Source organism: Paenibacillus sp. Y930 (assembly GCF_056786375.1).
Genome location: NZ_JBXCIX010000004.1, coordinates 21,461 through 46,015 on the forward strand (window position 1 = coordinate 21,461; position 24,555 = coordinate 46,015).

Annotated in this window: 26 protein-coding genes; 14 read left to right on the forward strand and 12 right to left on the reverse strand. The window is 39.1% G+C overall.

Annotated features, from left to right (window positions below; translation table 11 throughout):
- Window positions 1–484 precede the first annotated feature (484 nt).
- Together mtnA and mtnK are read right to left on the reverse strand one after the other, a co-directional pair.
- Window positions 485–1,540: an S-methyl-5-thioribose-1-phosphate isomerase gene (mtnA, locus tag AC1TO5_RS12385; RefSeq protein WP_482063133.1), complete on the reverse strand. Its 1,056-nt coding sequence runs from the start codon at window positions 1,538–1,540 to the stop codon at window positions 485–487.
- 2 nt (window positions 1,541–1,542) lie between these two features.
- Entirely contained in the window at window positions 1,543–2,829 is a 1,287-nt protein-coding gene (gene mtnK / locus AC1TO5_RS12390) for an S-methyl-5-thioribose kinase (RefSeq protein WP_482063134.1), read from the reverse strand.
- Window positions 2,830–2,984: 155 nt separating this feature from the next.
- Between mtnK and AC1TO5_RS12395 the strand changes: the two genes are divergently transcribed.
- The 8 genes from AC1TO5_RS12395 (at window position 2,985) to AC1TO5_RS12430 (ending at window position 10,694) form a co-directional block, all read left to right on the forward strand.
- A complete protein-coding gene (locus AC1TO5_RS12395) occupies window positions 2,985–3,566 on the forward strand; it encodes a DUF1802 family protein (RefSeq protein ID WP_482063135.1) in 582 nt (193 codons plus the stop codon).
- Window positions 3,567–3,763: 197 nt separating this feature from the next.
- Window positions 3,764–4,543, forward strand: a complete 780-nt coding sequence (sufC, locus tag AC1TO5_RS12400; RefSeq protein ID WP_482063136.1) for a Fe-S cluster assembly ATPase SufC — start codon at window positions 3,764–3,766, stop codon at window positions 4,541–4,543.
- A 26-nt stretch (window positions 4,544–4,569) separates the two neighbouring features.
- A complete protein-coding gene (gene sufD, locus AC1TO5_RS12405; RefSeq protein ID WP_482063137.1) occupies window positions 4,570–5,877 on the forward strand; it encodes a Fe-S cluster assembly protein SufD in 1,308 nt (435 codons plus the stop codon).
- The gene (locus AC1TO5_RS12410) at window positions 5,874–7,100 is read left to right on the forward strand and encodes a cysteine desulfurase (RefSeq protein ID WP_482063138.1); all 1,227 of its coding nucleotides are present in this window, start codon (window positions 5,874–5,876) and stop codon (window positions 7,098–7,100) included. The genes sufD and AC1TO5_RS12410 overlap by 4 nt, the downstream gene beginning before the upstream one ends.
- On the forward strand, window positions 7,087–7,509 hold the full coding sequence (sufU, locus tag AC1TO5_RS12415) for a Fe-S cluster assembly sulfur transfer protein SufU (RefSeq protein WP_482063139.1): 423 nt from the start codon (window positions 7,087–7,089) through the stop codon (window positions 7,507–7,509). The genes AC1TO5_RS12410 and sufU overlap by 14 nt, the downstream gene beginning before the upstream one ends.
- A 29-nt stretch (window positions 7,510–7,538) precedes the next feature.
- Window positions 7,539–8,936: a Fe-S cluster assembly protein SufB gene (gene sufB, locus AC1TO5_RS12420; RefSeq protein WP_482063140.1), complete on the forward strand. Its 1,398-nt coding sequence runs from the start codon at window positions 7,539–7,541 to the stop codon at window positions 8,934–8,936.
- 341 nt (window positions 8,937–9,277) lie between these two features.
- Window positions 9,278–10,324 (forward strand): matrixin family metalloprotease, encoded by a 1,047-nt coding sequence (locus tag AC1TO5_RS12425; RefSeq protein WP_482063141.1) that lies wholly within the window; start codon window positions 9,278–9,280, stop codon window positions 10,322–10,324.
- Window positions 10,325–10,487: 163 nt separating this feature from the next.
- Entirely contained in the window at window positions 10,488–10,694 is a 207-nt protein-coding gene (locus tag AC1TO5_RS12430) for a hypothetical protein (protein WP_482063142.1), read from the forward strand.
- A gap of 142 nt (window positions 10,695–10,836) precedes the next feature.
- Here AC1TO5_RS12430 and AC1TO5_RS12435 read toward each other — a convergent pair whose 3' ends face one another.
- On the reverse strand, window positions 10,837–11,175 hold the full coding sequence (locus tag AC1TO5_RS12435; RefSeq protein WP_482063143.1) for a L,D-transpeptidase: 339 nt from the start codon (window positions 11,173–11,175) through the stop codon (window positions 10,837–10,839).
- Window positions 11,176–11,406: 231 nt separating this feature from the next.
- On the opposite strand from AC1TO5_RS12435, the gene AC1TO5_RS12440 reads away from it, so the two are divergent.
- Window positions 11,407–11,925: a hypothetical protein gene (locus AC1TO5_RS12440; protein WP_482063144.1), complete on the forward strand. Its 519-nt coding sequence runs from the start codon at window positions 11,407–11,409 to the stop codon at window positions 11,923–11,925.
- Window positions 11,926–12,011: 86 nt separating this feature from the next.
- Here AC1TO5_RS12440 and AC1TO5_RS12445 read toward each other — a convergent pair whose 3' ends face one another.
- Window positions 12,012–12,221: a hypothetical protein gene (locus tag AC1TO5_RS12445; protein ID WP_482063145.1), complete on the reverse strand. Its 210-nt coding sequence runs from the start codon at window positions 12,219–12,221 to the stop codon at window positions 12,012–12,014.
- Window positions 12,222–12,242: 21 nt separating this feature from the next.
- Here AC1TO5_RS12445 and AC1TO5_RS12450 point away from each other — a divergent pair, with 21 nt between their 5' ends.
- Both AC1TO5_RS12450 and AC1TO5_RS12455 read left to right on the forward strand, forming a co-directional pair.
- Entirely contained in the window at window positions 12,243–12,647 is a 405-nt protein-coding gene (locus AC1TO5_RS12450) for a LysR substrate-binding domain-containing protein (RefSeq protein ID WP_482063146.1), read from the forward strand.
- Between the two features lie 64 nt (window positions 12,648–12,711).
- Window positions 12,712–13,017 carry an MTH1187 family thiamine-binding protein gene (locus tag AC1TO5_RS12455; RefSeq protein WP_482063147.1) on the forward strand — a complete coding sequence of 102 codons (306 nt, stop codon included), beginning with the start codon at window positions 12,712–12,714 and terminating at the stop codon, window positions 13,015–13,017.
- Window positions 13,018–13,079: 62 nt separating this feature from the next.
- On the opposite strand, the gene AC1TO5_RS12460 is transcribed toward AC1TO5_RS12455, so the two are convergent.
- Together AC1TO5_RS12460 and AC1TO5_RS12465 are read right to left on the reverse strand one after the other, a co-directional pair.
- A complete protein-coding gene (locus tag AC1TO5_RS12460; RefSeq protein ID WP_482063148.1) occupies window positions 13,080–13,379 on the reverse strand; it encodes a hypothetical protein in 300 nt (99 codons plus the stop codon).
- Window positions 13,380–13,488: 109 nt separating this feature from the next.
- Window positions 13,489–14,829: a serine hydrolase domain-containing protein gene (locus AC1TO5_RS12465; protein ID WP_482063149.1), complete on the reverse strand. Its 1,341-nt coding sequence runs from the start codon at window positions 14,827–14,829 to the stop codon at window positions 13,489–13,491.
- 210 nt (window positions 14,830–15,039) lie between these two features.
- On the opposite strand from AC1TO5_RS12465, the gene AC1TO5_RS12470 reads away from it, so the two are divergent.
- Together AC1TO5_RS12470 and AC1TO5_RS12475 are read left to right on the forward strand one after the other, a co-directional pair.
- Complete coding sequence (locus tag AC1TO5_RS12470; protein WP_482063150.1) at window positions 15,040–15,750, forward strand: polysaccharide deacetylase family protein; 711 nt, start codon at window positions 15,040–15,042, stop codon at window positions 15,748–15,750.
- A gap of 278 nt (window positions 15,751–16,028) precedes the next feature.
- Window positions 16,029–16,979, forward strand: a complete 951-nt coding sequence (locus AC1TO5_RS12475) for an MBL fold metallo-hydrolase (protein WP_482063639.1) — start codon at window positions 16,029–16,031, stop codon at window positions 16,977–16,979.
- A gap of 78 nt (window positions 16,980–17,057) precedes the next feature.
- Here the strand turns inward: AC1TO5_RS12475 and AC1TO5_RS12480 are convergent, their stop codons facing one another.
- Window positions 17,058–17,825, reverse strand: coding sequence for a class I SAM-dependent methyltransferase (locus AC1TO5_RS12480; RefSeq protein ID WP_482063151.1), 768 nt, complete (start codon window positions 17,823–17,825; stop codon window positions 17,058–17,060).
- A gap of 62 nt (window positions 17,826–17,887) precedes the next feature.
- Window positions 17,888–18,619 (reverse strand): GNAT family N-acetyltransferase, encoded by a 732-nt coding sequence (locus AC1TO5_RS12485; protein ID WP_482063152.1) that lies wholly within the window; start codon window positions 18,617–18,619, stop codon window positions 17,888–17,890.
- Between the two features lie 326 nt (window positions 18,620–18,945).
- Between AC1TO5_RS12485 and AC1TO5_RS12490 the strand changes: the two genes are divergently transcribed.
- A complete protein-coding gene (locus AC1TO5_RS12490; RefSeq protein WP_482063153.1) occupies window positions 18,946–19,503 on the forward strand; it encodes a DUF6199 family natural product biosynthesis protein in 558 nt (185 codons plus the stop codon).
- Window positions 19,504–19,598: 95 nt separating this feature from the next.
- On the opposite strand, the gene bcaP is transcribed toward AC1TO5_RS12490, so the two are convergent.
- The 4 genes from bcaP to AC1TO5_RS12510 form a co-directional block, all read right to left on the reverse strand.
- On the reverse strand, window positions 19,599–20,990 hold the full coding sequence (bcaP, locus tag AC1TO5_RS12495; protein ID WP_482063154.1) for a branched-chain amino acid transporter BcaP: 1,392 nt from the start codon (window positions 20,988–20,990) through the stop codon (window positions 19,599–19,601).
- 194 nt (window positions 20,991–21,184) lie between these two features.
- Entirely contained in the window at window positions 21,185–22,264 is a 1,080-nt protein-coding gene (locus tag AC1TO5_RS12500; RefSeq protein WP_482063155.1) for an HD-GYP domain-containing protein, read from the reverse strand.
- A gap of 134 nt (window positions 22,265–22,398) precedes the next feature.
- The gene (locus tag AC1TO5_RS12505; protein WP_482063156.1) at window positions 22,399–23,451 is read right to left on the reverse strand and encodes a ThiF family adenylyltransferase; all 1,053 of its coding nucleotides are present in this window, start codon (window positions 23,449–23,451) and stop codon (window positions 22,399–22,401) included.
- 274 nt (window positions 23,452–23,725) lie between these two features.
- Window positions 23,726–24,472, reverse strand: a complete 747-nt coding sequence (locus AC1TO5_RS12510; protein WP_482063157.1) for a molybdenum cofactor biosynthesis protein — start codon at window positions 24,470–24,472, stop codon at window positions 23,726–23,728.
- Between the last annotated feature and the right edge of the window lie 83 nt (window positions 24,473–24,555).

Here is a 24,555-nt window from a genome sequence, read left to right on the forward strand (position 1 = left end):
GAGGATGTTCAAAAAGCGGACTTTGATAACGATGAGTATGCTAACGGAGTGTATTCGACATCGCATCTGAAGCGAACTTGGAAAGTATAGCATAAGCTTCCGATGTATGTTTCTTGCAGAAACATTGTAGGGCCACGTGTACGTAATCATGTACACTTGCGCTTCCGCCTTTCTCAAGTAACGCTTCACCTGCTCGGTTCTGAAAACCCGCTTTTTGAACCTTTATTGTAAGCTTCGAGCATTTGATCGCTTGTGTACTCGTGCCGTACACATTGCTAGGATTTGTTTCATCGTTTTAATCACCTGGTATCTCGTTGGAGCTTGGCAACTGTGAAACTTCTTATTTAGCGAAAGACATGCAAATGTTTGAACTTGCATATTTATAATAAGTATTGAAGAGGTTGTTCAAAACCTTTAATAAAATGTAAAAAGCGTTGAGCTTTGGGATGACCAAAGCTCAACGCTTTTCTATTGAAAGCTAATATTAGTTACTGAATAGTTTACGAAGATTTTCTTCATAAGGTGCAGTTATAATACCTTTTTCAGTAATAATACCTGTTACATATTCATGAGGTGTTATATCGAATGCAGGATTGAATACTTTTACGCCTTTAGGCGCAGTACGCTTACCGAAGCCTTCTGTAACTTCTTCAGCAGGACGCTCTTCAATCGGAATTTCGCTACCTGTAGGTGTATTTAAGTCGATTGTAGAAAGCGGGCAAGCGACATAGAAAGGAATGCCATGTGCCTTAGCTAGAACTGCTACACTGTACGTACCAATTTTGTTAGCTACGTCTCCGTTAGCGGCTACGCGGTCAGTACCAACGATTACAGCATCAACCCAGCCTTTAGACATCACCATACCAGCCATATTATCGCAAATAAGTGTTACGTCAATACCAGCTTCATGCAATTCAAAAGCTGTTAAGCGAGCACCTTGCAGTACTGGACGAGTTTCATCAGCGAATACGCGAAGGTTCATGCCACGCTCTTTGGCAAGGTAGAAAGGAGCTAGTGCTGTACCGTATTTTGCAGTAGCAAGTCCACCAGCATTACAGTGTGTTAGTACACCCATATCTTCTTTGAATAGAGATAGTGCATATTCACCAATTTGACGATTCGTTTCTTCATCTTGCGTTTGAATTGCAATTGCTTCTGTTTCAAGTGCAGCTTTGCAATCTGCAAGCGAGAAACCTTGTGCGATATATTGATCGGCTGCTGCTGTCATACGGTCTAATGCCCAGAATAAATTAACCGCAGTTGGGCGTGAAGTTGCCAAATATTTTGCTGATTCGTGTACAGCTGTAATCCACTGCTCGGAAGTATCGGCATGTTGACTTGCAATGACAACGCCATAAGCTGCAGTAATACCGATCGCCGGAGCACCACGAACTTGCATAGATTGAATGGACTCCCAAACACTCTCTTGTGTTGTTAATAATAAATAAACAATTTCTTCAGGAAGTAGACGTTGATCAAGTAGATCAATCGCTCCATTTTTCCAAATTACAGATTGTAGTCCAACATAATTTTCAGTCATTATTATAATTCCTCTCTACTCATGTTTTGTTCTATATCTCTAGTTTCTTTTTGAATTACCTCTTGCAATGAAGGTCCACTTTTTGAACTACCCCTCTTAACAATTTGAATGAGCTCATCAATTGATTGTATGTGACGATTACGCAAAATCAATTCTGTACCAATCGATAAAGCTTTACGTTGTGCAATGTTACGCGTAGCATCATCTGGAATACGATCAATGTCAGCGACATGAGCAAGTCCAACAATGCGACGTACCATTTTCGCACCAGTGAAGCCTACAGTATCTTGAAGTAAATGTTGCATATAGTATGCCTTATATCCATTAGCTTCATTAGCGATACGGTCAACACCACGCTCACTCCAAAGTGTTAAAAATTTATCTTGGAATTGATTCCAAATGGAATCAATCGTATCAAGTAAATTGTTGCGGAAAGCTTCACGTTTGTTCTCTTCAGCAATCCAATGTTCTTGACCAACATAATTTAATATTAAGTTAGCGAACAGTGCGCCGATATCAAAGCCCATTGGACCATAATATGCGAATTCAGGGTCGATAACTTTAGTAGAATCTTGCTTAATGAAGATACTACCTGTATGAAGATCACCGTGCAGTAATGCTTCTGCCTTCGTAAGAAACTTCTCTCTTAGAATAGCAACTTCAAGATGAAGCTGATCATTGCTGCGTAATGCTGCTGCCGCGTCTTCAATAGCATCCTCGTAGTTATTATTAGAAGATACTGTGTACGGATCATCAAAGATTAAATCTTCCGTAATTTTGCATAGATCAGGATTAATAAAGTTTTTCACTTGAAGCTTTTTGTCTTGCTGATTCATACCAAGATCTGATGTAAGGAAAAGAGTATTAGCCATAAATGTTGAAATATGATCTGCGAACAATGGATATTGATTACCGTCAATTAATCCTTGACGCATAATAACATGATCACTCAAATCCTCCATAATGGTAAGCGATAGCTCTGCATCGTATTGATATACTTGAGGTACTAATCCAGGAGCAAGCTTCCCTTCAAGGATTAATTTTTCACTTTCGATACGGGCACGGTCAAGTGACAGCGGCCAAGATTCGCCAACGACTTTAGCATATGGAAGTGCTTGTTTCATAATTAAGCCCTTGCCACTTACGTCATCTGTAATATGAAAAACGAGGTTTAAGTTTCCATCGCCGATTTCTTTACAATTCAAAGTACCATCCGCAGGGAAAAATTGTTCAATACCGCGAGCAATTTCAATGGCTTCTTGCTCTGTTAAAGGATGATATGATGACATACCGTCCACCTCCATAATCAATATCGTTCATACATCATAACTTATAGTATAATAGATATTGCTACTGCGTGGAATACGTAAATAATAATTCCTAGTGAATTTATATGATTTTTACTCGTTTTTTGCAACATGAGAAATCGAAGGGGGCAATATTAATGATATCAACAGCCAATACATCTGTTGCTTTAAAGGAATGGGCGGTTACGGTAGGAGCCTTATTGCAAGGAGAGTTAATATTTGTAATGCGAAAAGGTGGAATTGTCGAAGAAACACGAGATTTCGAACTTATTTCTCCACAATTCTATTTAATGCCTGCTTATGAGCATCAAAAGGAGCATCTGCTGAAGGAAGCCTTTCAAGGGAGAATAGCGGCTACGATGACTGAGTGGTCCCCTACACAATCACATATGAAGCTTGAGGGATATGCAAAAGTTGTTGAAGATATTGAAATAACGAGTGAAGAGCAGCTACAAGCACTGCGTGTTTTACATATATGGACAGATGAATTTGCAACAGAACGTTTGAAATGGAAGAAGAAAAATCCGTTGCATCTACTAATTATGCGGGTGTATCGATTGGAAAATCCTGCAATGCCTCCAATGCGTACGCCATATATGGGCTGTAAATCATGGGTGAAAATTGAGGACGAGCTTAAGGCAAGTAGTCTAGAGCCAGTTCTGACGGATGAGCAGTTTGAACAAAGATATAATGAAATTAAAGAAGCACTTAAGATGTAGTTCAAAACAGTCGCTTGTGCTCAAGATGATTATGCTAACAACCAAATGTTTAGAACTTTCATTATAAGAGGTATAAATAGGCATAAGGACGATGACTCATTGATTTATAACTAAAACTACATTATAATGATTATTGAGAATCAATGAGAATCAATAAACTTTTATATTACTAATAACCTTTGGAGGGATAGAATATTATGTCGACGCATTTTGTCATCGATGGTCTTAAAGCAGAGATCGAAGGAAAAGAAATTCTTAAAGGAATCAACCTTGAAATTAAAGGTGGAGAAATCCATGCAATTATGGGACCTAACGGTACTGGTAAATCAACGTTAGCTTCTGCATTGATGGGACATCCGAAATACGAAGTAACTGGTGGTACAGTTTCATTTGATGGTGAAGACGTACTTGAAATGGCAGTTGACGAGCGCGCTCGTGCTGGTATGTTTCTTGGAATGCAATATCCTTCAGAAATTTCTGGAGTAACAAATTCCGACTTCCTACGTAGTGCAATTAATGCTCGTCGTGAAGAAGGAAGCGAAATTTCACTTATTAAATTCATCCGTCAAATGGAAGCAAAAATGAAAGAACTTGAGATGAACCCTGAGTTCGCTCACCGTTACTTGAACGAAGGCTTCTCTGGTGGTGAGAAGAAACGTAACGAAATTCTTCAAATGATGCTACTTGATCCAAAATTAGTTATTCTTGATGAAATTGACTCCGGTCTTGATATTGATGCACTTCGTATCGTAGCAGCTGGCGTTAACGCTATGCGTTCTGAGGATCGTGCTTTCCTAATTATTACGCATTACCAACGTCTGCTTGACTATGTTACTCCTGACTATGTACACGTAATGATGCAAGGTCGCATCGTGAAATCTGGTGGACCTGAACTTGCACAACGTCTTGAAAAAGATGGATATGACTGGATTAAAGAAGAACTTGGCATTACTGATGAAACGGTTGGCCAGGCCTAATCGGACCGGACAAGGAGGCATTTGCAATGACTACACAATTAACTTCTCCAACCGATCGTCAATCTACGGAGAAACTAGCACATAGTAAGGGTGAACCGGGCTGGCTAGTGGAACTTCGTGGTCAAGGTGCTGAATTATCAGCAACGTTACCTTGGCCTAAGGTTGAAAAGGTGAAAATCGAGCGTTGGAATCTTACGGCGGTTGGACAATACGAAACAGCAACAGCAGTTAACGCTATTAGCGAGCTACCTGCATCTGTGCAAGAATTGATTGCTGAAGGAACAGAAAACTTACTTATTCAGAAAAATAGTGGCGTAGTATGGTCGCAACTATCTGCTGAATTAGCTAGTAAAGGTGTTATCTTCACTGATCTTGAAACAGCATGCAAAGAGCATGGTGAGCTAGTTCAACAATATCTATTCCAAGCGGTAAAGGTAGATGAGGATAAGCTAACAGCTTTGAATGCTGCTTTATGGAATGGCGGCGTATTCGTATATGTACCGAAAAACGTTGAAGTTGAACTTCCACTTCAAGCGGTTCTATACAATGATAATGCAGAAGCTACTTTTGCTCCACATATCGTCATCGTTGCGGATGAGAATAGCCGAGTAACTTACGTTGATTCGACGGTTTCTATTAAAGAATCTGTAACAGCTAACTTTACTCACCCAGCAATTGTTGAAGTATTTGTTAAAGCAGGTGCACTAGTTCGTTTTGGAACTGTACATGCTTTATCTGACAATGGCGTTGACTTATCGCTGCGTCGCGCAATAGTTGAGAATGATGGTCGTATTGAATGGATTATCGGTGATTTGAACGATGGCAATACCGTTTCTGACACGAAATCTGTGCTAGTTGGCAGAGGATCATCGTCAGATGCGAAAATTATTAGTGTCGGTCAGAATAAGCAACAACTAAGCTTAACTACGCAAGCTGTTCACTTTGGTAAAAACACAGATAGTAACATGATTACTCGTGCCGTTATGCGGGATTCTTCAACCGCAATTATTAACGGGATTACGAAAATCGAGCATGGCGCAAAAAAAGCTAACGGTGTGCAAACTGAGAGAGTTCTGATGCTTAGTCCGAAAGCTCGTGGTGATGCCAATCCAATTCTATTAATTGATGAGGATGATGTAACGGCAGGTCATGCGGCAAGTGCTGGTCAGGTTAACCCTGAGCAAGTCTACTACCTAATGTCCCGTGGTATCACTAAGGAAGACGCTGAGCGTTTGATTATACATGGTTTCTTAGCTCCAGTCGTGTCAGAAGTTCCAGTTGAAGCCGTTCGTGATCAATTGCAACGTCTGCTTGAAAGGAAGCTTCAAGGATGAATATAAATGCGATTCGGGAACAATTTCCGATATTGCATCAAGAGATAAACGGGCATCCACTCGTTTATCTAGACAGCGCGGCATCTTCTCAGAAGCCGCGTTCGGTCATTGATGCGGTGAGTAAATATTATGAGCTTGATCATGCGAATGTACATCGTGGTGTACACTCTTTAGGATCTCGTGCAACTGATGCTTATGAAGGTGCTCGTGAGAAGGTTGCAAAGTTTATTAATGCGCCTTCGCCAGAGCAGATCGTATTTACAAGAGGTACGACAACTGCTCTTAATCTCGTTGCCTCTAGCTATGCTCGTTCTGTATGTCGTGAAGGTGATGAGATTGTCATTACTCAGATGGAGCATCATAGCAATCTAATTCCTTGGCAGCAGGTGGCCAAAGCTACTGGAGCAACATTGAAATATATTCCACTTCAAGCTGACGGAACCATTTCTATTGCTGATGCCGAGGCTACAATTACGAGTAACACGAAAATTGTTTCTGTTACTCATCTATCTAATGTGCTTGGCTGTGTTAATCCTGTTAAAGAGCTTGCAGCAATTGCCCATCGTAATGGTGCAATTATGGTTGTCGACGGAGCACAAAGTACGCCGCATATGCGTGTAGACGTACAAGCGCTTGATGTTGACTTCTATGCATTCTCTGGTCACAAGATGTGTGGTCCAACTGGAATTGGTGCATTGTATGGCCGCCGCAGCTTGCTTGAGAATATGGAGCCCATTGAATTTGGCGGTGAAATGATTGATTTCGTAGAGTTATATGATTCTACTTGGAAAGAAATCCCTTATCGCTTTGAAGGGGGCACACCTATTATTGCTGGTGCTGTCGGCTTAGGTGCAGCAATTGACTTCTTAGAGGAAATCGGAATGGAAGCCATTGATGAGCATGCAAAGCAATTGACCAAATATGCTTATGATGTATTGTCTAATGTAGATGGGCTTACGATATATGGTCCGAAGCAGGATCGTGTAGGCTTAGTAACCTTTAATCTAGATGAAGTGCATCCACATGATGTAGCAACAGTGTTAGATACGAAGGGTATTGCTGTACGTGCAGGACATCATTGCTGTCAGCCGCTGATGCGCTGGCTTAATGTTTCTGCTACGGCAAGAGCAAGCTTCTATGTATACAATACAACAGATGATGTTGATCAATTAGTCGAAGCATTAATTCAGACAAAGGAGTTCTTCGGCTATGGAATTGAATGATTTGTATCGTCGTGTCATTATGGATCACTATAAGAACCCTCGTAATCGTGGAGAAATGCAAGACGAGTCCGTAGCGATTCAGCTTAATAATCCTACTTGCGGAGATCGTATTTCTTTGCAATTACAGCTTAATGATGGCGTTGTAACTGACGCTCGCTACACTGGTGAGGGTTGCTCGATTAGTATGAGTTCAGCATCGATGATGACTGAGGCTGTAAAAGGCATGAAATATGAAGAGGCACTTGCTCTTGCTGAACGCTTCTCGTCCTTGATGAAGGGGGCACCCGAAGAGTTTGAAGAGCTGGAAGATATTGAATCGCTATCTGGTGTGAATAAGTTTCCTGCCCGTATCAAATGCGCTACATTAGCTTGGAATGCCCTTCGTAAAGGAATCGAGTCGCAGAAATAATGAAATAGATTAAAGGAGCGTGACGGAACATGGCTAAGTCAATGCCAGAAATGGAAGATTATAAATATGGTTTCCGCGATGAGCATAAATCTATCTTTCAATCAGGTAAAGGTCTAACTGAAGAAATCGTACGTACCATTTCTTCCATGAAAGACGAACCAGAATGGATGCTAGACTTCCGCTTAAAATCTTTGGAAACATTTTTCAAAATGCCAATGCCTACATGGGGTGGCGATATGAGCGATCTTGATTTCAATGACATTCAATACTATGTTAAAGCTTCTGAAACGCAAGGTAAAACATGGGAAGAAGTTCCACAAGAAATCAAAGAAACGTTCGATAAGCTAGGTATTCCAGAAGCTGAACAAAAGTTTCTAGCTGGTGTATCTGCTCAGTATGAATCTGAGGTTGTATATCACAGCCTGCAAGAGGATTTGGAGAAGCAGGGCGTTATCTTCACAGATACCGATACTGCGCTTCGTGAATATCCAGAACTATTAAGAGAATATTTCGGTACAATTATTCCTCCAGAAGATAATAAATTCGCTGCGTTGAACAGTGCAGTATGGTCTGGTGGTAGCTTCATCTATATACCAAAAGGTGTACAATGTGATATTCCACTACAAGCTTACTTCCGTATTAACTCTGAGAATATGGGACAATTCGAACGTACGCTAATTATTGCTGATGAAGGCTCATCTGTTCACTATGTTGAAGGATGTACAGCTCCAGTATATGGTACGAACTCTCTACACTCTGCTGTAGTAGAAATCATCTGCTTGAAGGATTCTCGTGTACGTTATACTACGATTCAGAACTGGTCTTCAAACATCTACAACCTAGTTACGAAACGTGCTGTAGCGGATGAGAATGCTTCTATGGAATGGGTCGATGGTAATATCGGTTCTAAATTGACGATGAAATATCCTGCAGTTATTCTTCGTGGTCGTGGCGCTAGAGGTACTGTTCTTTCTATCGCTGTTGCAGGTAAAGGTCAGCTTCAAGATGCTGGTGCGAAAATGACTCATTTAGCACCTGATACAAGTTCTACGATTATTTCCAAATCGATCTCGAAGCACGGTGGTAAAGTATCTTATCGTGGTCTTGTTCACTTTGGACGCAATTCTGACGGTTCGAAATCTGCTATTGAGTGTGATACATTGATCATGGATAATCAGTCCACATCGGATACGATTCCTTACAATGAAATCTTGAATAATAACATCATTCTTGAGCATGAAGCAACAGTTTCGAAAGTTTCCGATGAGCAATTGTTCTATCTCATGAGTCGTGGTCTAAGTGAAGAAGAAGCGACACAAATGATCATAATGGGCTTTATCGAGCCATTTACGAGAGAACTTCCAATGGAGTATGCGGTTGAGATGAACCGTTTGATCAAGTTCGAAATGGAGGGGTCCATTGGTTAATAGCCAAAGATCCTTGCTGTATCAAGGTTTGTAGGTTGATCATATAGTGGTGGGAATCGGTTATGCCGATTTCGTGCCAACTTATATTTTATAGTAGTGTAGGAGGCGAACTTTAGAGTTCGTCTCCTTTTTTGTTTTAAAGAAAAAAGAAATCGAAAATGACGCTCGAAGGATAGCGATCAGTAGCGATTGCGTTAAGAGCAACGAAATAGACTACAATGACAGCGGGAAAGAACTAACATAAAATTTAATAATGAAAAATATGGAACTATAGGAGGGTTTAGGATATTCATAGAGAATTATATTTTGTGCAGCGAAATAATTATTTAAAGGGTGAGACAATGAATAGCTTGAAAAGTAAAAGAAAAAAGATTGTAGCAAGCTCGGTTTCCATGCTACTTGCACTTACGTTATTTGTTAACAGTACTCCCGTATCAGCAACAGTAACTACTTATGGGAAGTGGGCGAGTAGAGCACAGACTGTGTATGTTGTGAATACTACTTCACTAACTCATTGGAGCAATGGTGCAGCAAAGTGGAAGAACAGTACGAATTATAATGTGAGCGCGACGTCAGGGTTGGGTTCAACTTACTACACATTAGATGTAAACAAATCTGATGTTGATTGGGATGGGCTTTGCACATTTACTGTAACAAGCGGGATTATTACAAAAGCAATATTAAATCTTAATACTCATTACACGTCTCAAAGTCAGTATACAAATAGTATTATTGCAGGAGTGACGGGTCATGAAGTGGGTCATTCATTAGGGTTAAATCATACATCGGTTGTTGAAACATCCTCTATTATGCACCCATACACATTTAATGATAATGGTACTCTTGCAAGGGCATTATCTCCATCTACATCTGATAAAACAGTTGTTAATAATTTATATCCGTTGGCAAAACTTGCTACCAATAGAGTAGATTTCGAGTCGTTTTCAGGTGATCAAACTATTCAACTGGAGCCTTCATGGGCGGTTTACTATGAAGATGAAGAAGCACTAACGAAAGCAGCTGATCTCGTTATTAGAGGGACTGTACTAGAAACAATCGGTAATCATGCATTTAAGGGCAACTACAGTGATTACAACACGAGAGTTAATATTCAGTTGTCTGATGTAATTAAAGGCGCTGAACTTGCTGGAGAGACGATTACAGTTTCTCAAATGGGAGGGACAGATGGTAAGGTTGATGTGCTGTCTGATCATTCTACTCATCTAAAGGAGAAACAAGAGGTTGTATTATTTTTGCGCCAATCAAGTGATGGCACATATCGACCGATCAATGAAGATGATGGTATTTTTGTACTGAAAAATGGCCAATTTAACAATATAGCTACTGATCAAGAGCTCAATGAACAGAAGATAGAATCTGCGTTGTAGTTATTCGTAGCGAATACTGGATATAACGAAATTTAACTAAATAATATTTTGCAATTAAGAAATGATCCTTTTGGGAATTCAAGAGAATCATTTCTTTTTATTTTTCGCTTGAAATGGAACGTATGTTCGTATATAATTAAATAAAAAACAACGGGGTGTTTTTATGCAGAAGTTTATCGGAAGAGACGCTGAGCTCATTTATGTAGACAGCAAAAGAAATATATCAACTCTCAATGTTAAAGTTTTAATGTCAGGGGATAAGCGATTTATAGCATACTGCTACAAAGCTCAAGAGGTAAGGATTTTCAATAAATCAGGTATTTTAGATGTTTGTATCGAAAAAAGTAAGAAGCTGTTAGTACATATTTGAAAGCTGATCTGTCTAACGACAATATAGAAAAGCACGCTCAAAAATTTGAGCGTGCTCTTTGGCTAGTTTACAATGCTAACAAAATAGAATGATTACTTAAGCTTGAGCCAAATACCATGTTAACCGTAAACTGGTTACGTTATTACTTGCGGATCGTCACACTCGTTCCAATAGACACATGCTGTGCTAATTGAATGACATCTGAATTGTACATTCTAATACAACCATGAGAAACCTCGTGCCCAATAGATGACGGGTTGTTCGTTCCGTGGATACCATAATGAGGTCTAGATAAGCCCAACCAGAACGCCCCAAATGGCCCTCCTGGATTTGGTGCTTTATTAATAATGGTATAGTTTCCTTGTGGAGTTTGCGTTAATATTTTCCCCACCCCGACAGGAAATCCTCTAACTACGATGTTCTGATCCAATAAGTACAGCATTCGATCAGACAAATCAATAATAATACGATAATTTGGCATAGTTATTCGCCTCCTTAAAGATTCCGCTGCGTCTTATCGTCTCGAGATGATAAGACGCAGCGGAAGCCTAATTTTTATAGTCATTTAAAATATTAGGTTTCAATTAACGTTGCAATAAGACCTCGAATGAATATAGCATATTGAATGACTTGTTATAATATGAAATATTGCATAAGATAAGACTATACGCGAATACAACGTTGATTATGAGTCAAAAGGCGGGGAAGTAGAATGAGCTACAGATATAGAGATTCGGACAGCGATAAGCATTCGAATAATAGAGATGACAACAAGATGAACGCGTCTACTACTCCTAATGTAAAAAAACAGCTTGCTAATCCTTTGAATCATTACAGGCAGAATGGGATGGAGCTAGCATTACTGCAACGGATTCATGCTCAAACTATTATTGTTGGGTTTCTTCTATATAAAGGTGAGATTAAAGGGATTAGATTTTTCGAGCCAACCAAGGGTAAATTTATTGATGTTGCTCCATGGCATTTGAACTCATTTGCTATGAGTAAGCTAAAGCTAATGGGTGTTAGAAATATCGAATTGCTACGTCATGAAGCAGGAGAAGCACAAGGAACAGTACTTATTGAGTATTTGACGAAGCATGAAATTGCAGGATATTATCGAGCTAATCGGATGATACCTAATGATTTGGCAGAAGCATTAAGTACGATTGTAAATTATATGGATGATGTTGCCTATCAGCAATTAATTGCTACTATGGGGGCTGAAGCATAACAAAAAGGTGTTGCTCTAAGGTAGAGATAATAATCTACTTATAGGACAACACCTATTTCTTTGTGAAAAAATGTGGATAAGTACGCCTATACTAACAATAACGTTAATCCATATAAACAAACGGATGCAATAACGAGCAAGAGTAAAGGTTTGGCCGCAGTTCTCTTTATGCTACGTAAGTCTATTGATAAGCCTAATGCTGCCATTGATACGGCAAGCAGAAATGGATCGTGAGATGGAGCAAGCGATTCATGACTATCTTCACGAAGTGAAAGGACTGTTGCGGATAGGGGCATGTTCAGCATCCACAATTACAATTGCAGAAGATCGCCCAAGACGAGATGGTTGTTGTAGCTCATCGTCCGGATGTCAATATTACTCCTGCAACATGGATTGCAAGAGAACGTGGCTCAGGAACTAGAGACGCGATGGAATCGTTTCTCACCAAGTTTCAAGTGAAACCTCAATTAATGTATGAGTATGGCAGTACTCAATTAATTAAAGGGACTGTGATGGCAGGGATAGGTGTATCATACTTATCCAAGTGGACGGTGCAGCGAGAGCTTGAAGAAGGATTATTGTTCACGATCAATGAGGCAGAATTCAATATGGTCCGTGATTTCTACTGTATTCAGCGTAAAGAGGCGGTTCAAAGCAAAGTATTCGATGTGTTCATTCAACATTTGCGGCACTGTTGTGGTAATATGCAATCAGAAGCATAATAGCTATAGCTATTATGAAGCAGTATTTCAGGAAGTACATAAAAAGTTTGGGGAGGAATGTACAATGGCTATTGCAGAAGTAACAATTATTCCAATCGGAACAGGAAGTACGAGCTTGAGTTCATATGTTGTAGACTTACAACGTGTTCTTGAGCAACAGCAGAACATTCAATATACATTAACTTCGATGAGTACGATTATTGAAGGCTCACTGGATGACATATTTACTGCAATAAGGGCCATTCATGAAGCCCCATTTCAAATGGATGCACAACGTGTTTCTACTTCAATCAAAATAGATGATCGTCGTGACAAAGAAAGCTCATCAGCTCAAAAGTTACGTTCCGTTCGAGAAAAACTTACACAATAACTAATCAAAACGAGGCTGCCTTTTCACAAAGGGCTGCCTCATTTTGATGTGCATATCTATTTTTATTGCTTAGACTCTTTGTCTAGATGCTGCTTCAATGAAGCTTTCTTTGCAGTTAACTGCTTGGATAGATCAGCTTGCGAACGTTTTGCAGTTTTGATCTCCTCGTTGAGCTTATTGATTCGCGCCATTTTATTATTGAGATCACTATGCGTTTTGCTTAATTTCATATCTCTTTGTAATTGATTGATTTTGGATTCAGCTTTTTCTTGTTTCGTTTTGTCGTTAATGTTTTTAGTTTCTATGTCAGCAATTTCACGTTGTAGACGAGTAACAATTGCTTTAGTGAACATAATGGACATTCATACACCTCATAATCATTTAGTATAGCTAAGTCATTATATTACTATAAATAGCGTAATTAAGCGAGAAAATGACATGTGAACGTCCTTAGCCTAATAGTTTTTAGTATTATTGAAGGGCCTGCTTACTTTGTAGTTCAACTAAGAAATTATGTATAGGTGCAGAATCGGGGAATAACTGTGCAGAGAACGTTAATACAGTGATGGCATCTTCTGAATACCCGTTATTGACCAAATTTCCAGCTATAAAGTTTAGCTCGTTCTCCCAAAAATAATAACGGTCCATTGCTTGATTATTGATCCGATTATATTCGTCTATCGTTGCTTCTACGCTGCTTGCTATGGAAAATTTTGATAAGTGATGAGCAAGAGAAAGTTTGACATGTTGTACATCTGTACCAAGTAACAGATCAATAATAGAGAAGCTAATACAAGGCATCCAGACATAATCTGAGTTTGCCATAACAGAAAGAGCGATTCCTTTATCCGGCATAATTAGTAGTATACTATGGAAGCCTGTATCCATACCGGTATGTGACATTAGACGAAATCCCTTATATGTTCCAAGAAACCAACCAAGACCCATCCCTGAACTATCTTCTCCATTACCGGTCAATGCATATTGATGCCACATTTTATCATAGCAATGTGCTGGCAATATAGTCTGACCATTTTCACTAATCCCTTTGTTGATGTGCATTGCCGCGTAGCGTGACATATCTTCAGCGCTAGCGTATAGTGTGGAACTAGGTCCATGTGCGCGATTGTAAGGGAAAATATCACTTACTATACCACCATAACCATCTTTCGCTGCAAGTATATGAGGTGTAGCCAAAAGGTCATTAACTTCTTGCTTCAAAAAAGAGCTTGATTGCATACCAACTGGTTCAAGGATATATGTTTTCATATACTGTTCGAAACTCATACCAGATAATTTTGCAATAATATCGCCGAGAATTTCATATCCAATATTACTGTAAGAGAATCTCGCTCCAGGTTCATCTATCAATACTAGAGTACTAATACTTCTAATATATCGCTCTAAGCTTTGTTCGTCATATTCTGGTCTATCCCAGCCATAGTCTTCTTCATCTGGCATGCCAGATGTATGATTCATTAGCTGTTTAATTGTAATATGGAGATACCTCTCATCTGCCATCGTAAAGTAAGGAAGATATAATGTAATAGGAGATTCTAACTCCAGCAGTCCTCGATCAACAAGCTGCATGAGAGCTGTTGCTACTAACGTTTTCGATAGTGAAGCTTGGTGAAATAGAGTGTTAGCATCATTGGGTTCCCCGGTTGCTAAGTTTTTTGTACCAAAATCTTTGGCGTAGAGGGGTTTTCCATCTTTAACTACACCTATAGATAACCCAATAAGTGCTTCATGTTGGACAAATTCATTAACAATATGCTCTAATCGATCGACTATAAATTGAGAATCGCTCATGGTGACCTCCTTATTTGTTCTACTTATTCTATTATATCAATTTTTTGGAAATTAGTTGCGATTCTAAGTAATTCGTTTTAGTTTTCAAACTTGAAATTATGGGGGAGTTCGATATGAAAATAGTTATTTTCCTTAAACATTATCAATAGTATACTAAGCCTATAAACAGTTAAATTAAGAAAAAATATGTAAAATGATAAAGGAGACTACATGATGAGTAAAGCTTACTTAACGATTGATGATGGTCCAACGACTCTGACGCGAGCAATGATCGACTACCTCCAGTCAAAAAATATTATGCCGGTACTGTTTTTCTATGGGCATCAATTAGAAAAGCATTTTGATGAAGGACTTTATGCTCTGCAGCAAGGTGCAATTATCGGTAATCACAGTTATAGTCATCCTAATTTTAATAATATTTCATACGAGGAATGCATTGAAGAAATTGAAAAGCAGGATGCGTTACTTGAACGTTTATATCAAGCAGCTGGTATGCAGCGGACGTATAAATTATTTCGCTTCCCTTATGGAGCTAAAGGTGGAAAAAATAAAGCATTGATTCAGCAATACTTACGTGAGCAAGGCTATAATAGAGTAGATGATAGTGAAATTGATATTGAATGGTATAAGAGTAATGAGCTTAATATTGATATAGATTCATATTGGACATTCGACTTTACGGAATATCAATTGAATCAGTCATCTGATTTTACTTATGATAGTATTTTGCAACGAATACATGACCCCAACCCCGAGATGGGAGCACCTTTATTGGAGAAGAATTCGAACCATATTATTCTAATCCATGATCATGAGAGTACAGACAAAATATTACCTGACTATTATAAAATTCTTATCGATTATGTTATAGAAGCAGGCGTTGAATTTATCGGTCCGAGAATTACGCCACAGAAAAAGTAAGTGATGCCGAAACAATAAGTGACTGCAGATGAATACTCCCGCAACTTATAGAAGTGGAAGTCCTCTCGGCGAAAACGGATAGATATACAGTAGGAAGTTTGGAGGTAATCTGATTGATAATCGGTATCGTTATTGTACTCGTTATTATAGTATGCATCTATTTGTTGCTGAATTATTATGCTCCTCTTGGTGCTAGTCAGTCGAATGCGCGTAGACGTGAGTTTAGCCAGTCTAACAATTATGAGGGAAAAAACTTTATTAATGCTATTCCGACTACAATGGGAGTAGCGTCATCGAATAAAGAAAGAATGAGCTTAATGGCTGATTTCATTAAAGGGAATCGAAATTCAAGACCAAGGAAGCCAATTGAGATTATCCCGTTGAGCGAGAATCATTTTGATGCGGGAGATGAGCCTAGACTAACATGGTTTGGTCATTCTGCATCATTGCTGCAATTGGATGGGAAAACTTTTCTACTTGATCCGATGTTCGGTAGAGCCCCATCTCCTGTTTCGTTCATAGGTGGAAAGCGATACAGTAAAAATCTTCCTTTTGAAATTGAGCAACTACCGACAATAGACGCAGTAATTATCTCTCATGATCACTATGATCATCTCGATCACGGCTCGATAGTTAAGTTGAAGAGTAAAGTGAAAAGATTTATCGTTCCGCTTGGTGTAGCATCCCATTTGGTCAAATGGGGTATTGAACCTGAGATTATTACGGAGCATGATTGGTGGGATGAGTTATCCTATGAGGGAATACAGCTAGTCTGTACGCCAGCCAGACATTTCTCGGGTAGAAGCTTGACGGACCGCAATGCAACATTATGGTGTTCATGGGTCATTAACGGACAATCGGCTAACATCTTTTTCAGTGGCGACAGTGGTTATGGGCCTCATTTCAAGGAGATAGGTGAAAAGTATGGTCCATTTGATCTGACATTAATGGAATGTGGTCAGTACAATAAGCATTGGGCGTCCATTCACATGATGCCTGAAGAGACGGTGCAAGCCCATATGGATGTGCGAGGTGCCGTTATGATTCCGATCCACTGGGGAGCATTTACATTATCCCTTCATGACTGGACAGATCCAGTTGAGCGCGCAGTAAAAGCGGCGAAGGAGAGTAAAGTGAAGATAGCGACTCCTCGTATTGGAGAAGCTGTTCAAATTGATGCAGCATCATATCCAGTAGCGGAATGGTGGAGCAAACAAGGCAGCGATTAGTTCGCTGCCTTGTTTTTGCTATCGGATTAGATAGTGCTGCTAAAGTTCCCGTATTAGTTATATATCTATGGGTGTTACTTATTTTCGGGTTGCCTCGTATATAAAAGTCTGCTTACTATGAGTTGGTGCTTTGCCATACTCGAAATCAGCTGAAACGACGACATCTGAAAAACCGATGCTCTCTAATATGAGTTTGAATTCTTCGACCCCATACCAGCGTAGTGCAAGGCGCTGTAACTCAGTCTGAATAAGCTCACCGCTGCGCCATTTTTCATATTTAAGGTATGAAATTTTATATTGACTAAAGAAATCTGCTTCAATAAGGTTGTTTTCCAATGTAATAATATCTCCATTGGGTAGATAGTGTGTTGATGTGCTACGAACCTGACCATAATCAAAATTGGTGTCAGGTAGAAATAGATCAAGAATAAGACGTCCACCGGGCTGAAGATGATGATAAAGGCATGTCAAAGCGTTAATGGAATCTTCTCGATTTTCAATCAATAGAAATGAACCAGCAGGAATAATAATGACTTCGTAACAATGAGGTAAAGAAAGTTCTTGAAGATTTGCTTCATACAAATGAACAGCTAACTCACGTTCTTCACAACTTTGGCGGCAAGAAGTTAGCATTTCAGCAGAATAGTCAACGCCATCTACAATAAGTCCTGCTTCTAGAAGAGGAATGATTACACGACCAGATCCAACCATTGCTTCAAGGATACGTCCTTTGCAATGTTCCAGTCTGGCAAGATAATATTCCAAATCTCCATCTAACGATTGACCGACTTGTTTAGTAAGGTCATATACCTCCGTACATAACTTTCCATAATAACTAAACGACATTTTTTTACCTCCACGAGTTTGATATGGAAACGAACAAAGAGTGTTATCCCTTCAGTGTTTTATTAGTAAGTTATAGTGGGTCCCCATACAGCCCTTGTCCAAGCTATATTCATCCCAACACGCTCCATATTATGTTGACTTGTACTACCGAAGCTTGCTTGGGCGACAACAAGCTCACAGTTAGCTAGATGTGCCTCATATAAGCGCCTGTGCAGTAATGCAGTTTGTAAACCATTATTTCTAAATTCAGGTGCCGTGGCAGCAAGCGTGCAGGAAGCAATATTGTTACTAATATGCATAACCGCTACAGCCGCAGGTATATCATTCAAAGAGGCCAGGAATATTTTCCATCCTGTTCTATGCAGTAAACCAATATTATTGTTAATGAAGTGATGCTTGTGCTCTACTGACATACCTGAACCGACACAGTGAATTTCCGCATATCGTTCAAAATCTTCTTTACTGTTAACTTCACGAATTTTTATAGTTTGAGAATTAGGGGGTTCTTCTCTCTTAGGAAGCCCATAAAGTACAGAGTGAAAACCTTCTTGATATAAACCATGCTCTGATAGATGTTTCATCATAGTCGTATTAGAACCTGTAGGATTTAAATCTAACTGAAAGGATCGTTCTCTATCTCTATAGAACGCAATGATCTTTTCTAATTGATCGATATCTTCAATAGAAAATCCTTTTACAGAGTTAAATAGCCCCCAGGGCATAGTTCTTATGTAAAAAGCTGTCGTACTTCCAAAATGCTTTATTTCGACTCCTTCTGGATTACCATCTCTCACCAATTGAACTGATTCTCGAGGTGAAATTGTCGATCTCGGATTGCTCTATTCTTTTTGCCAAATGCTCATCAATAACAGGTAGCTTCAATCTAATCACTTCCTATTCATTTATTTGAGGAATGATCAACCATAGGCCCATAGTATTAAATGAATTGCTTAGTGAGGTAAACGTATCATGATTAATGAAAAACTGTCAAATTGTGGGCGATAGATTGCTAATGTAAGTATGTTTGATATGTAAGGATATTCCGATAGGATTGCGATGTGATGAAACAATTGTAAAATTTTAGCGTATAAGATTAAGGAGTGACAGAGGAGGGAACAGGATGAATGGTTTGATTGGTTTTTTATTATTAATTGGTGGATTAATAGCCTTGTTCTCACCTCAGACTGCGTGGTATCTGTCAATTGGGTGGAAGCTGAGGGATGCAGAGCCTAGTGATGCAGCACTTACTTGGAATCGAGTTACGGGTGTTATTTCAGCGCTGATTGGTTTTATTATTATCGTATCATCATGTGCCACTTTATTTACAGGTGGTAGTGAAGGTCGATGGGCAGAGCGATTCCAGCAACGAGCGGAGGCGGGAGAGGTTAGAGGGATTTCAATTCCTATGTCCTCAGTTGCAAATTTAACGGATGATGAATTAAATGAAGTGATTGCATTGATTCGTGTAGCAAAATTAATTCCATTTGAGATACCAAATGCTTATGGAGCCGGTGGATTTGGCATATTGAAGTTTGAACAAGGCGATGAAGTTAAAATGGTGTTTTTTGGTCCTTCCGGAGGGATCGAGCTTCATCCGGGAGAGATGGACCAAGGCTTCAAAATAGAAAGCAGTCAACTTGAAGGCTGGTTTAAAAGTTATTTGAACGATATGGATTGATTGTAAAATAACGATTCTATTGATGAATTATATGCTTAATAGAATGAAAAACGGTGTCACATTGTATGGTTAGTAGACAATGTGACACCGTTTCGCTATTTCTTATTCATTACACTATGTTTTCTGCCGTACAGAATATAGATGATGAATCCGATTAAGAACCAGATTCCACAAGCAATCCATGTATGAACAGATAACTGGAAAATCAGGAAGACACTTAATAATAATGAGCATATCGGTATTAATGGAAATAGTGGTACTTTGAACCCACCGGTAGGAATGCTTTTATCGCGACGTAAGTAAATAACACCGATCGAGACGATAATAAAGGCTACTAAAGTTCCTGTGCTTACTAATTCTGCAAGTTCAGACAATGGAATGAAGCCAGCACACAATGCAATTAGTATTGCAAAGACCCAAGTGTTTTTGACTGGTGTATTATATTTTTTGTTAAGTTCATACATACTTTTTGGTAGTAATCCATCTCGACCTAATGCATATAGAACCCTTGTACCGCCGTACAACATAACGAGGATGACGGTCATCATGCCGACAACAGCACCAAGTGAAATAATACCAGCTACCCAATCTTGATTGACGAGCTGCAGCGCAAAACTAACTGGATTAGTTACATTTAGATTTGTATAAGGAACAAGTCCAGTTAAAACGAGTGAAACTGTAACGTATAGTAGTGAACAAATTAGTAATGAACCAATAATACCGATCGGCATATTGCGACGCGGATTGATGACTTCCTCAGCTGCAGAGGAGACAGCATCAAAACCAAGATAAGCAAAGATGACGAGAGACGTACCACTTAATACACCACTGACACCGAATGGCATAAATGGTTGCCAATTGGCAGGCTCGACATAGAAAATACCGACGCCAATAAATAGAAGAATTACCCCTACTTTAACAAATACCATAATGGTATTAATTTTTGTTGACTCTTTAATGCCAATTGTTAATAATGCTGCAATAGCTAATACGATAACGACCGCTGGCACATTGATATATGTTCCGTTTGCAGGATCAAAAGGTCCAGATATCGCTTGTGGAATGGCGAGATTAAATCCTGCCAGCAATGAATTAAGATAAGCTGACCAGCCAGTGGCGACTGAAGCGACAGCGAGTCCGTATTCTAACAATAGCGCCCATCCAACTAGCCAAGCAATGACTTCGCCAAATACAACGTAGCCGTACGTATATGCACTACCTGCGACAGGTATTGCTGATGCAAACTCCGAATAACACATACCCGCTAATGCACAAACAATAGCAGCCAAAATAAATGAATATACAATTGCTGGTCCAGCATGACTTGCAGCTACTGTACCAGGAAGGATGAAAATACCTGTTCCAATAATAGCACCAACACCGAGCATAATTAGATCGAATGGACCTAATGTTTTCTTAAAGTGATTGCTGTTATTATTGTTAAGTAATTCCCCAATAGGTTTTTTCCTGAACCATATACTTTTCATAATTAACTCCAATCTTTTAAACATATGTAGAAATTTTATACTGTAATTCGTAAAATATCAAATTTTATCATAAACATTCGAAATAATATGGTGGTGTAAGCAATATATTGAAATTTATAAAGAAAAAAGATGTCTCCTTTGTTCTAGAGAGACATCCCTAAGCTAATATTTATTATGAATTTGAATTTCCTCTACTAGAAGTAGACATGCGTAATTTCAAGCTTACGCTCCAGTGTTAGATCGATAAATTGTTGATCTACTTGAATAAGTGGACTGAAAAATTCTGTTGGGTGAGTCATAACAATCGAGCCTGTACGATCATCATTCAATTTAATTCGTTTACCTATAAAGTTTGGAATCATATGTTTAATAAAAGTTTGTGTAATAACAGGATCTAACTCTGAAAAACTTAGGCGATATAATTCTTTCAATACAAATAGAAGATCACGTTCTTCCTGATAGGCCCGTGAGGAAATCATAGCACTATAAATATCAGTTACAGCAATAATTCGCCCAATTTGTGATATTTCTTGACCAATCACGCCATGTGGATAGCCGGAGCCATTTAATCGTTCATGATGCTGCAGTGCACCTAGTGCTATTTCTTTATTAGCGTGTGAGTTCATAATAATATCATAGCCGTATACGGTGTGAAGTTTAATTTCTTCAAATTCCTCGGTTGTTAATTTCTCAGGCTTGTTCAAAATAGCCTCATCTATTTTGCATTTTCCGATATCATGCAAGAATCCTGCATTTCCTGCGATTGTCGCTTCTTCTTCAGATAATCCCAGCCAATTAGCCAAGTAATAAGAGAGCATGCCTACTTGCACGGAGTGTTGGTATGTATAGTTGTCTTGATTATTAAGTAGTAGCAATAAAGATACGACATCGCGTTCTAGGTGTAAATTTTGCAGTAGTGGATTTAAGGCAGCAGCAGCGGCTTCCGTATCAATTATATTTTCTGTTCTAGCAATATGAAATAGATCCTGAATATTTTGAACGACAGCATCGTAGATAGGTTTCACTTGAGGGACCCATTTAGGTGACACAGTGGTTTCGAGCGTTCGTTCTAGCAGATCAAAGTCTTCAAGACTATTAGAAATAATATTACTTCTTTCCAGAACGTCTATATAATCGATTTGGTGCTGTAAAAGTTTACTGATTTCTGCAGAATAAAGGACGGCGTTTCTTGATAATATGTGAAGCCCGTAGCCGTTGAATACATCGTCTCGTAATACATCGCCATTTACAACATCTGTTACATGAATTCTCATAGTTCACCTCGTTAAAGTATGTATAAATCTACTATATATGCTACTGATGATGCATTATGTAATTGTAAGTATCATATTATCAAAAATTGTAAACTCTTTCAATGTAACAACTTCCAATTTTTTTGTGTCAATAATTATATTTGAATAAGTTGCGCAATGATTGCTTCTGCTCGTGCAATATGATCAGTTCCTTGCACAATTGCACGGCCATCAGGAAAGAATACGATCGTATGTTGATGGTCGTAAAATAATTTGAGCAGGTATGGATTACGTATTAATTTGTAATGTAGAGTATAATACTGCTCTAGCTGCTCTAATGAATAATTCATTGCGGCAGGGAGTATTACTTGAACGGAATGTCTACCGCATAATGAGGAACTATATATTGCAGACTCATCCTGCAGCAAATTTTCAAAGTGATGATGAGCGCAAACAGGGCAATCGGTTCTCTTGGCATGTGCGATATTAAGCTTTAATTGATCATTATTCCAACAGTCTAGCTGGAGTAGCGATTGATGAAGGGCGTCTACATTACGACTACAATATTTGATAGCTTCAGTTACTTGGATAGACGCGATCATATGGACGATTGGACTTAGAACGCCAGCCGTATCGCAAGTTTCTACAGTTCCTAATGTCGGTTTGTCTGGAAATAAGCATCGATAACAAGGTGTCTTATTAGGTCTAAATGTAGCCGTTGAGCCGCTTGTACCTACGACTGCTCCGTAGATCCATGGAATTTCATGCGCTATACTATATTCATTTATAAGATAACGTACAGAAAAGTTATCGCTGCCATCAATGATAATATCTATATTAGCGAGATATTGCTCCACATTATTAGCAGAAAGATCAGCGATAATAGGTTCAATTTCGATCATTGAATTGATCGCTTGCAAATGATGAGCAGCAGCAGTAGCCTTTGGTAAAAACTGTATTGCATCTTGTTCAGTATACATGATTTGTCGCTGTAAATTACTATATTCTACAAAATCACGATCAATTAATCGTAAATAGCCGAATCCTGCTCTTGCGAGCTGTTCGGCTATGACTGATCCTAGCGCACCAAGACCAACAATTGCACATCTTGCTTGTTGCAATGCTGTTTGTCCTGCTATGCCGATATGAGAAACTTTGAGTTGTTTCGAGTAGCGTGATTCATTATGTAATACAGTTTGGTCGTTCACTTTTGATTGCTCCTACTATGGATTTAATGGGATGCTCTTTGAATCGCGAGCGATGAAACAAAACCCAGCAACGTGTACGGTACGAGTACACAAACGGTCAAATGCCCGAAACTTCAAATAGCGGTTCAAAAAGTGGGCTTTCGAAAGCCGAGAAGATGGAGCGCTACTTGAGAAAGGCGGAAGCGCAAGTGTACGTGTTTGGTACATGCGAACCGCACTTTCCAAGTTCGCTTCATATTCGATGTCGAGTATGTTACATGGCTACACATCGTTATCAAAGTCCACTTTTTGAACTACCCCTTGTAGGGAGCCATGGGCCTTGCTGATGGCCTACCCACTCAGAACCATCCTCCCAAATCTCTTTCTTCCATATGGGTACAATTTGCTTTAGTCTTTCGATCGCATAGCGACTTGCTGCGTAACAATCATCACGATGCGCTGTTGCGACTGCAATGACGACACTGATCTCAGCCAATCCAACAGAACCGATGCGATGAGTAATTGCACAGTCAGCTCCATTCCAACGTGCTGCAATTTCATGCCCAATTTGTTGCATCGTTGCTATTGCCATTGGTTCATAAGCTTCATAATCTAAACTTATTGTTTTCATGTCACCAGTAAATTCTCGTGTTGTTCCTACAAATAAAAGAGTTGCACCATAAGCAGGGGTGATGATTTTGCTCATCACTGCTTCTACATTAATCGGTTCATACGTAATTTCGAATTTTGAAATAGTCACGGTGTGCTGCTCAAAATTTTCATTTTGCTCTCCGCCGGAAACTGGAGGAAGTAGCGCTAGTTCTTGATCGACTTCAATGATTTGTTCATCGATACAATATTGCATATTCGCAGCAATGTAACAGTTTGAAAGCGAAGCTGCTTGCTGCGGGAAAGCTTCGGAAAGAGCTTGTTTCAATTGTAATGTTGTATAGGCAGGTTGCTCAAGTGAAACCTCAAGAAAAGTGCTGCCAAATCGTTCAGTTAACCCTGCAAAAAGTTTGAAAGTCCAATTATATGTCATATTATTACCTACTTTATTTCATAAATGTACAACCTCTATTAGAATACCATAATTGACTGAAAAATGTTATGCTATTAAGCAGT

Excerpts from the sequence above, each read along its gene's own strand:
- mtnA (WP_482063133.1), bottom strand. The coding sequence starts at position 1,540 with ATGACTGAAAATTATGTTGGACTACAATCTGTAATTTGGAAAAATGGA.
- mtnK (WP_482063134.1), bottom strand. The coding sequence starts at position 2,829 with ATGTCATCATATCATCCTTTAACAGAGCAAGAAGCCATTGAAATTGCT.
- AC1TO5_RS12395 (WP_482063135.1), top strand. The coding sequence starts at position 2,985 with ATGATATCAACAGCCAATACATCTGTTGCTTTAAAGGAATGGGCGGTT.
- sufC (WP_482063136.1), top strand. The coding sequence starts at position 3,764 with ATGTCGACGCATTTTGTCATCGATGGTCTTAAAGCAGAGATCGAAGGA.
- sufD (WP_482063137.1), top strand. The coding sequence starts at position 4,570 with ATGACTACACAATTAACTTCTCCAACCGATCGTCAATCTACGGAGAAA.
- AC1TO5_RS12410 (WP_482063138.1), top strand. The coding sequence starts at position 5,874 with ATGAATATAAATGCGATTCGGGAACAATTTCCGATATTGCATCAAGAG.
- sufU (WP_482063139.1), top strand. The coding sequence starts at position 7,087 with ATGGAATTGAATGATTTGTATCGTCGTGTCATTATGGATCACTATAAG.
- sufB (WP_482063140.1), top strand. The coding sequence starts at position 7,539 with ATGGCTAAGTCAATGCCAGAAATGGAAGATTATAAATATGGTTTCCGC.
- AC1TO5_RS12425 (WP_482063141.1), top strand. The coding sequence starts at position 9,278 with ATGAATAGCTTGAAAAGTAAAAGAAAAAAGATTGTAGCAAGCTCGGTT.
- AC1TO5_RS12430 (WP_482063142.1), top strand. The coding sequence starts at position 10,488 with ATGCAGAAGTTTATCGGAAGAGACGCTGAGCTCATTTATGTAGACAGC.
- AC1TO5_RS12435 (WP_482063143.1), bottom strand. The coding sequence starts at position 11,175 with ATGCCAAATTATCGTATTATTATTGATTTGTCTGATCGAATGCTGTAC.
- AC1TO5_RS12440 (WP_482063144.1), top strand. The coding sequence starts at position 11,407 with ATGAGCTACAGATATAGAGATTCGGACAGCGATAAGCATTCGAATAAT.
- AC1TO5_RS12445 (WP_482063145.1), bottom strand. The coding sequence starts at position 12,221 with ATGCCCCTATCCGCAACAGTCCTTTCACTTCGTGAAGATAGTCATGAA.
- AC1TO5_RS12455 (WP_482063147.1), top strand. The coding sequence starts at position 12,712 with ATGGCTATTGCAGAAGTAACAATTATTCCAATCGGAACAGGAAGTACG.
- AC1TO5_RS12460 (WP_482063148.1), bottom strand. The coding sequence starts at position 13,379 with ATGTCCATTATGTTCACTAAAGCAATTGTTACTCGTCTACAACGTGAA.
- AC1TO5_RS12465 (WP_482063149.1), bottom strand. The coding sequence starts at position 14,829 with ATGAGCGATTCTCAATTTATAGTCGATCGATTAGAGCATATTGTTAAT.
- AC1TO5_RS12470 (WP_482063150.1), top strand. The coding sequence starts at position 15,040 with ATGATGAGTAAAGCTTACTTAACGATTGATGATGGTCCAACGACTCTG.
- AC1TO5_RS12475 (WP_482063639.1), top strand. The coding sequence starts at position 16,029 with ATGGGAGTAGCGTCATCGAATAAAGAAAGAATGAGCTTAATGGCTGAT.
- AC1TO5_RS12480 (WP_482063151.1), bottom strand. The coding sequence starts at position 17,825 with ATGTCGTTTAGTTATTATGGAAAGTTATGTACGGAGGTATATGACCTT.
- AC1TO5_RS12490 (WP_482063153.1), top strand. The coding sequence starts at position 18,946 with ATGAATGGTTTGATTGGTTTTTTATTATTAATTGGTGGATTAATAGCC.
- bcaP (WP_482063154.1), bottom strand. The coding sequence starts at position 20,990 with ATGAAAAGTATATGGTTCAGGAAAAAACCTATTGGGGAATTACTTAAC.
- AC1TO5_RS12500 (WP_482063155.1), bottom strand. The coding sequence starts at position 22,264 with ATGAGAATTCATGTAACAGATGTTGTAAATGGCGATGTATTACGAGAC.
- AC1TO5_RS12510 (WP_482063157.1), bottom strand. The coding sequence starts at position 24,472 with ATGACATATAATTGGACTTTCAAACTTTTTGCAGGGTTAACTGAACGA.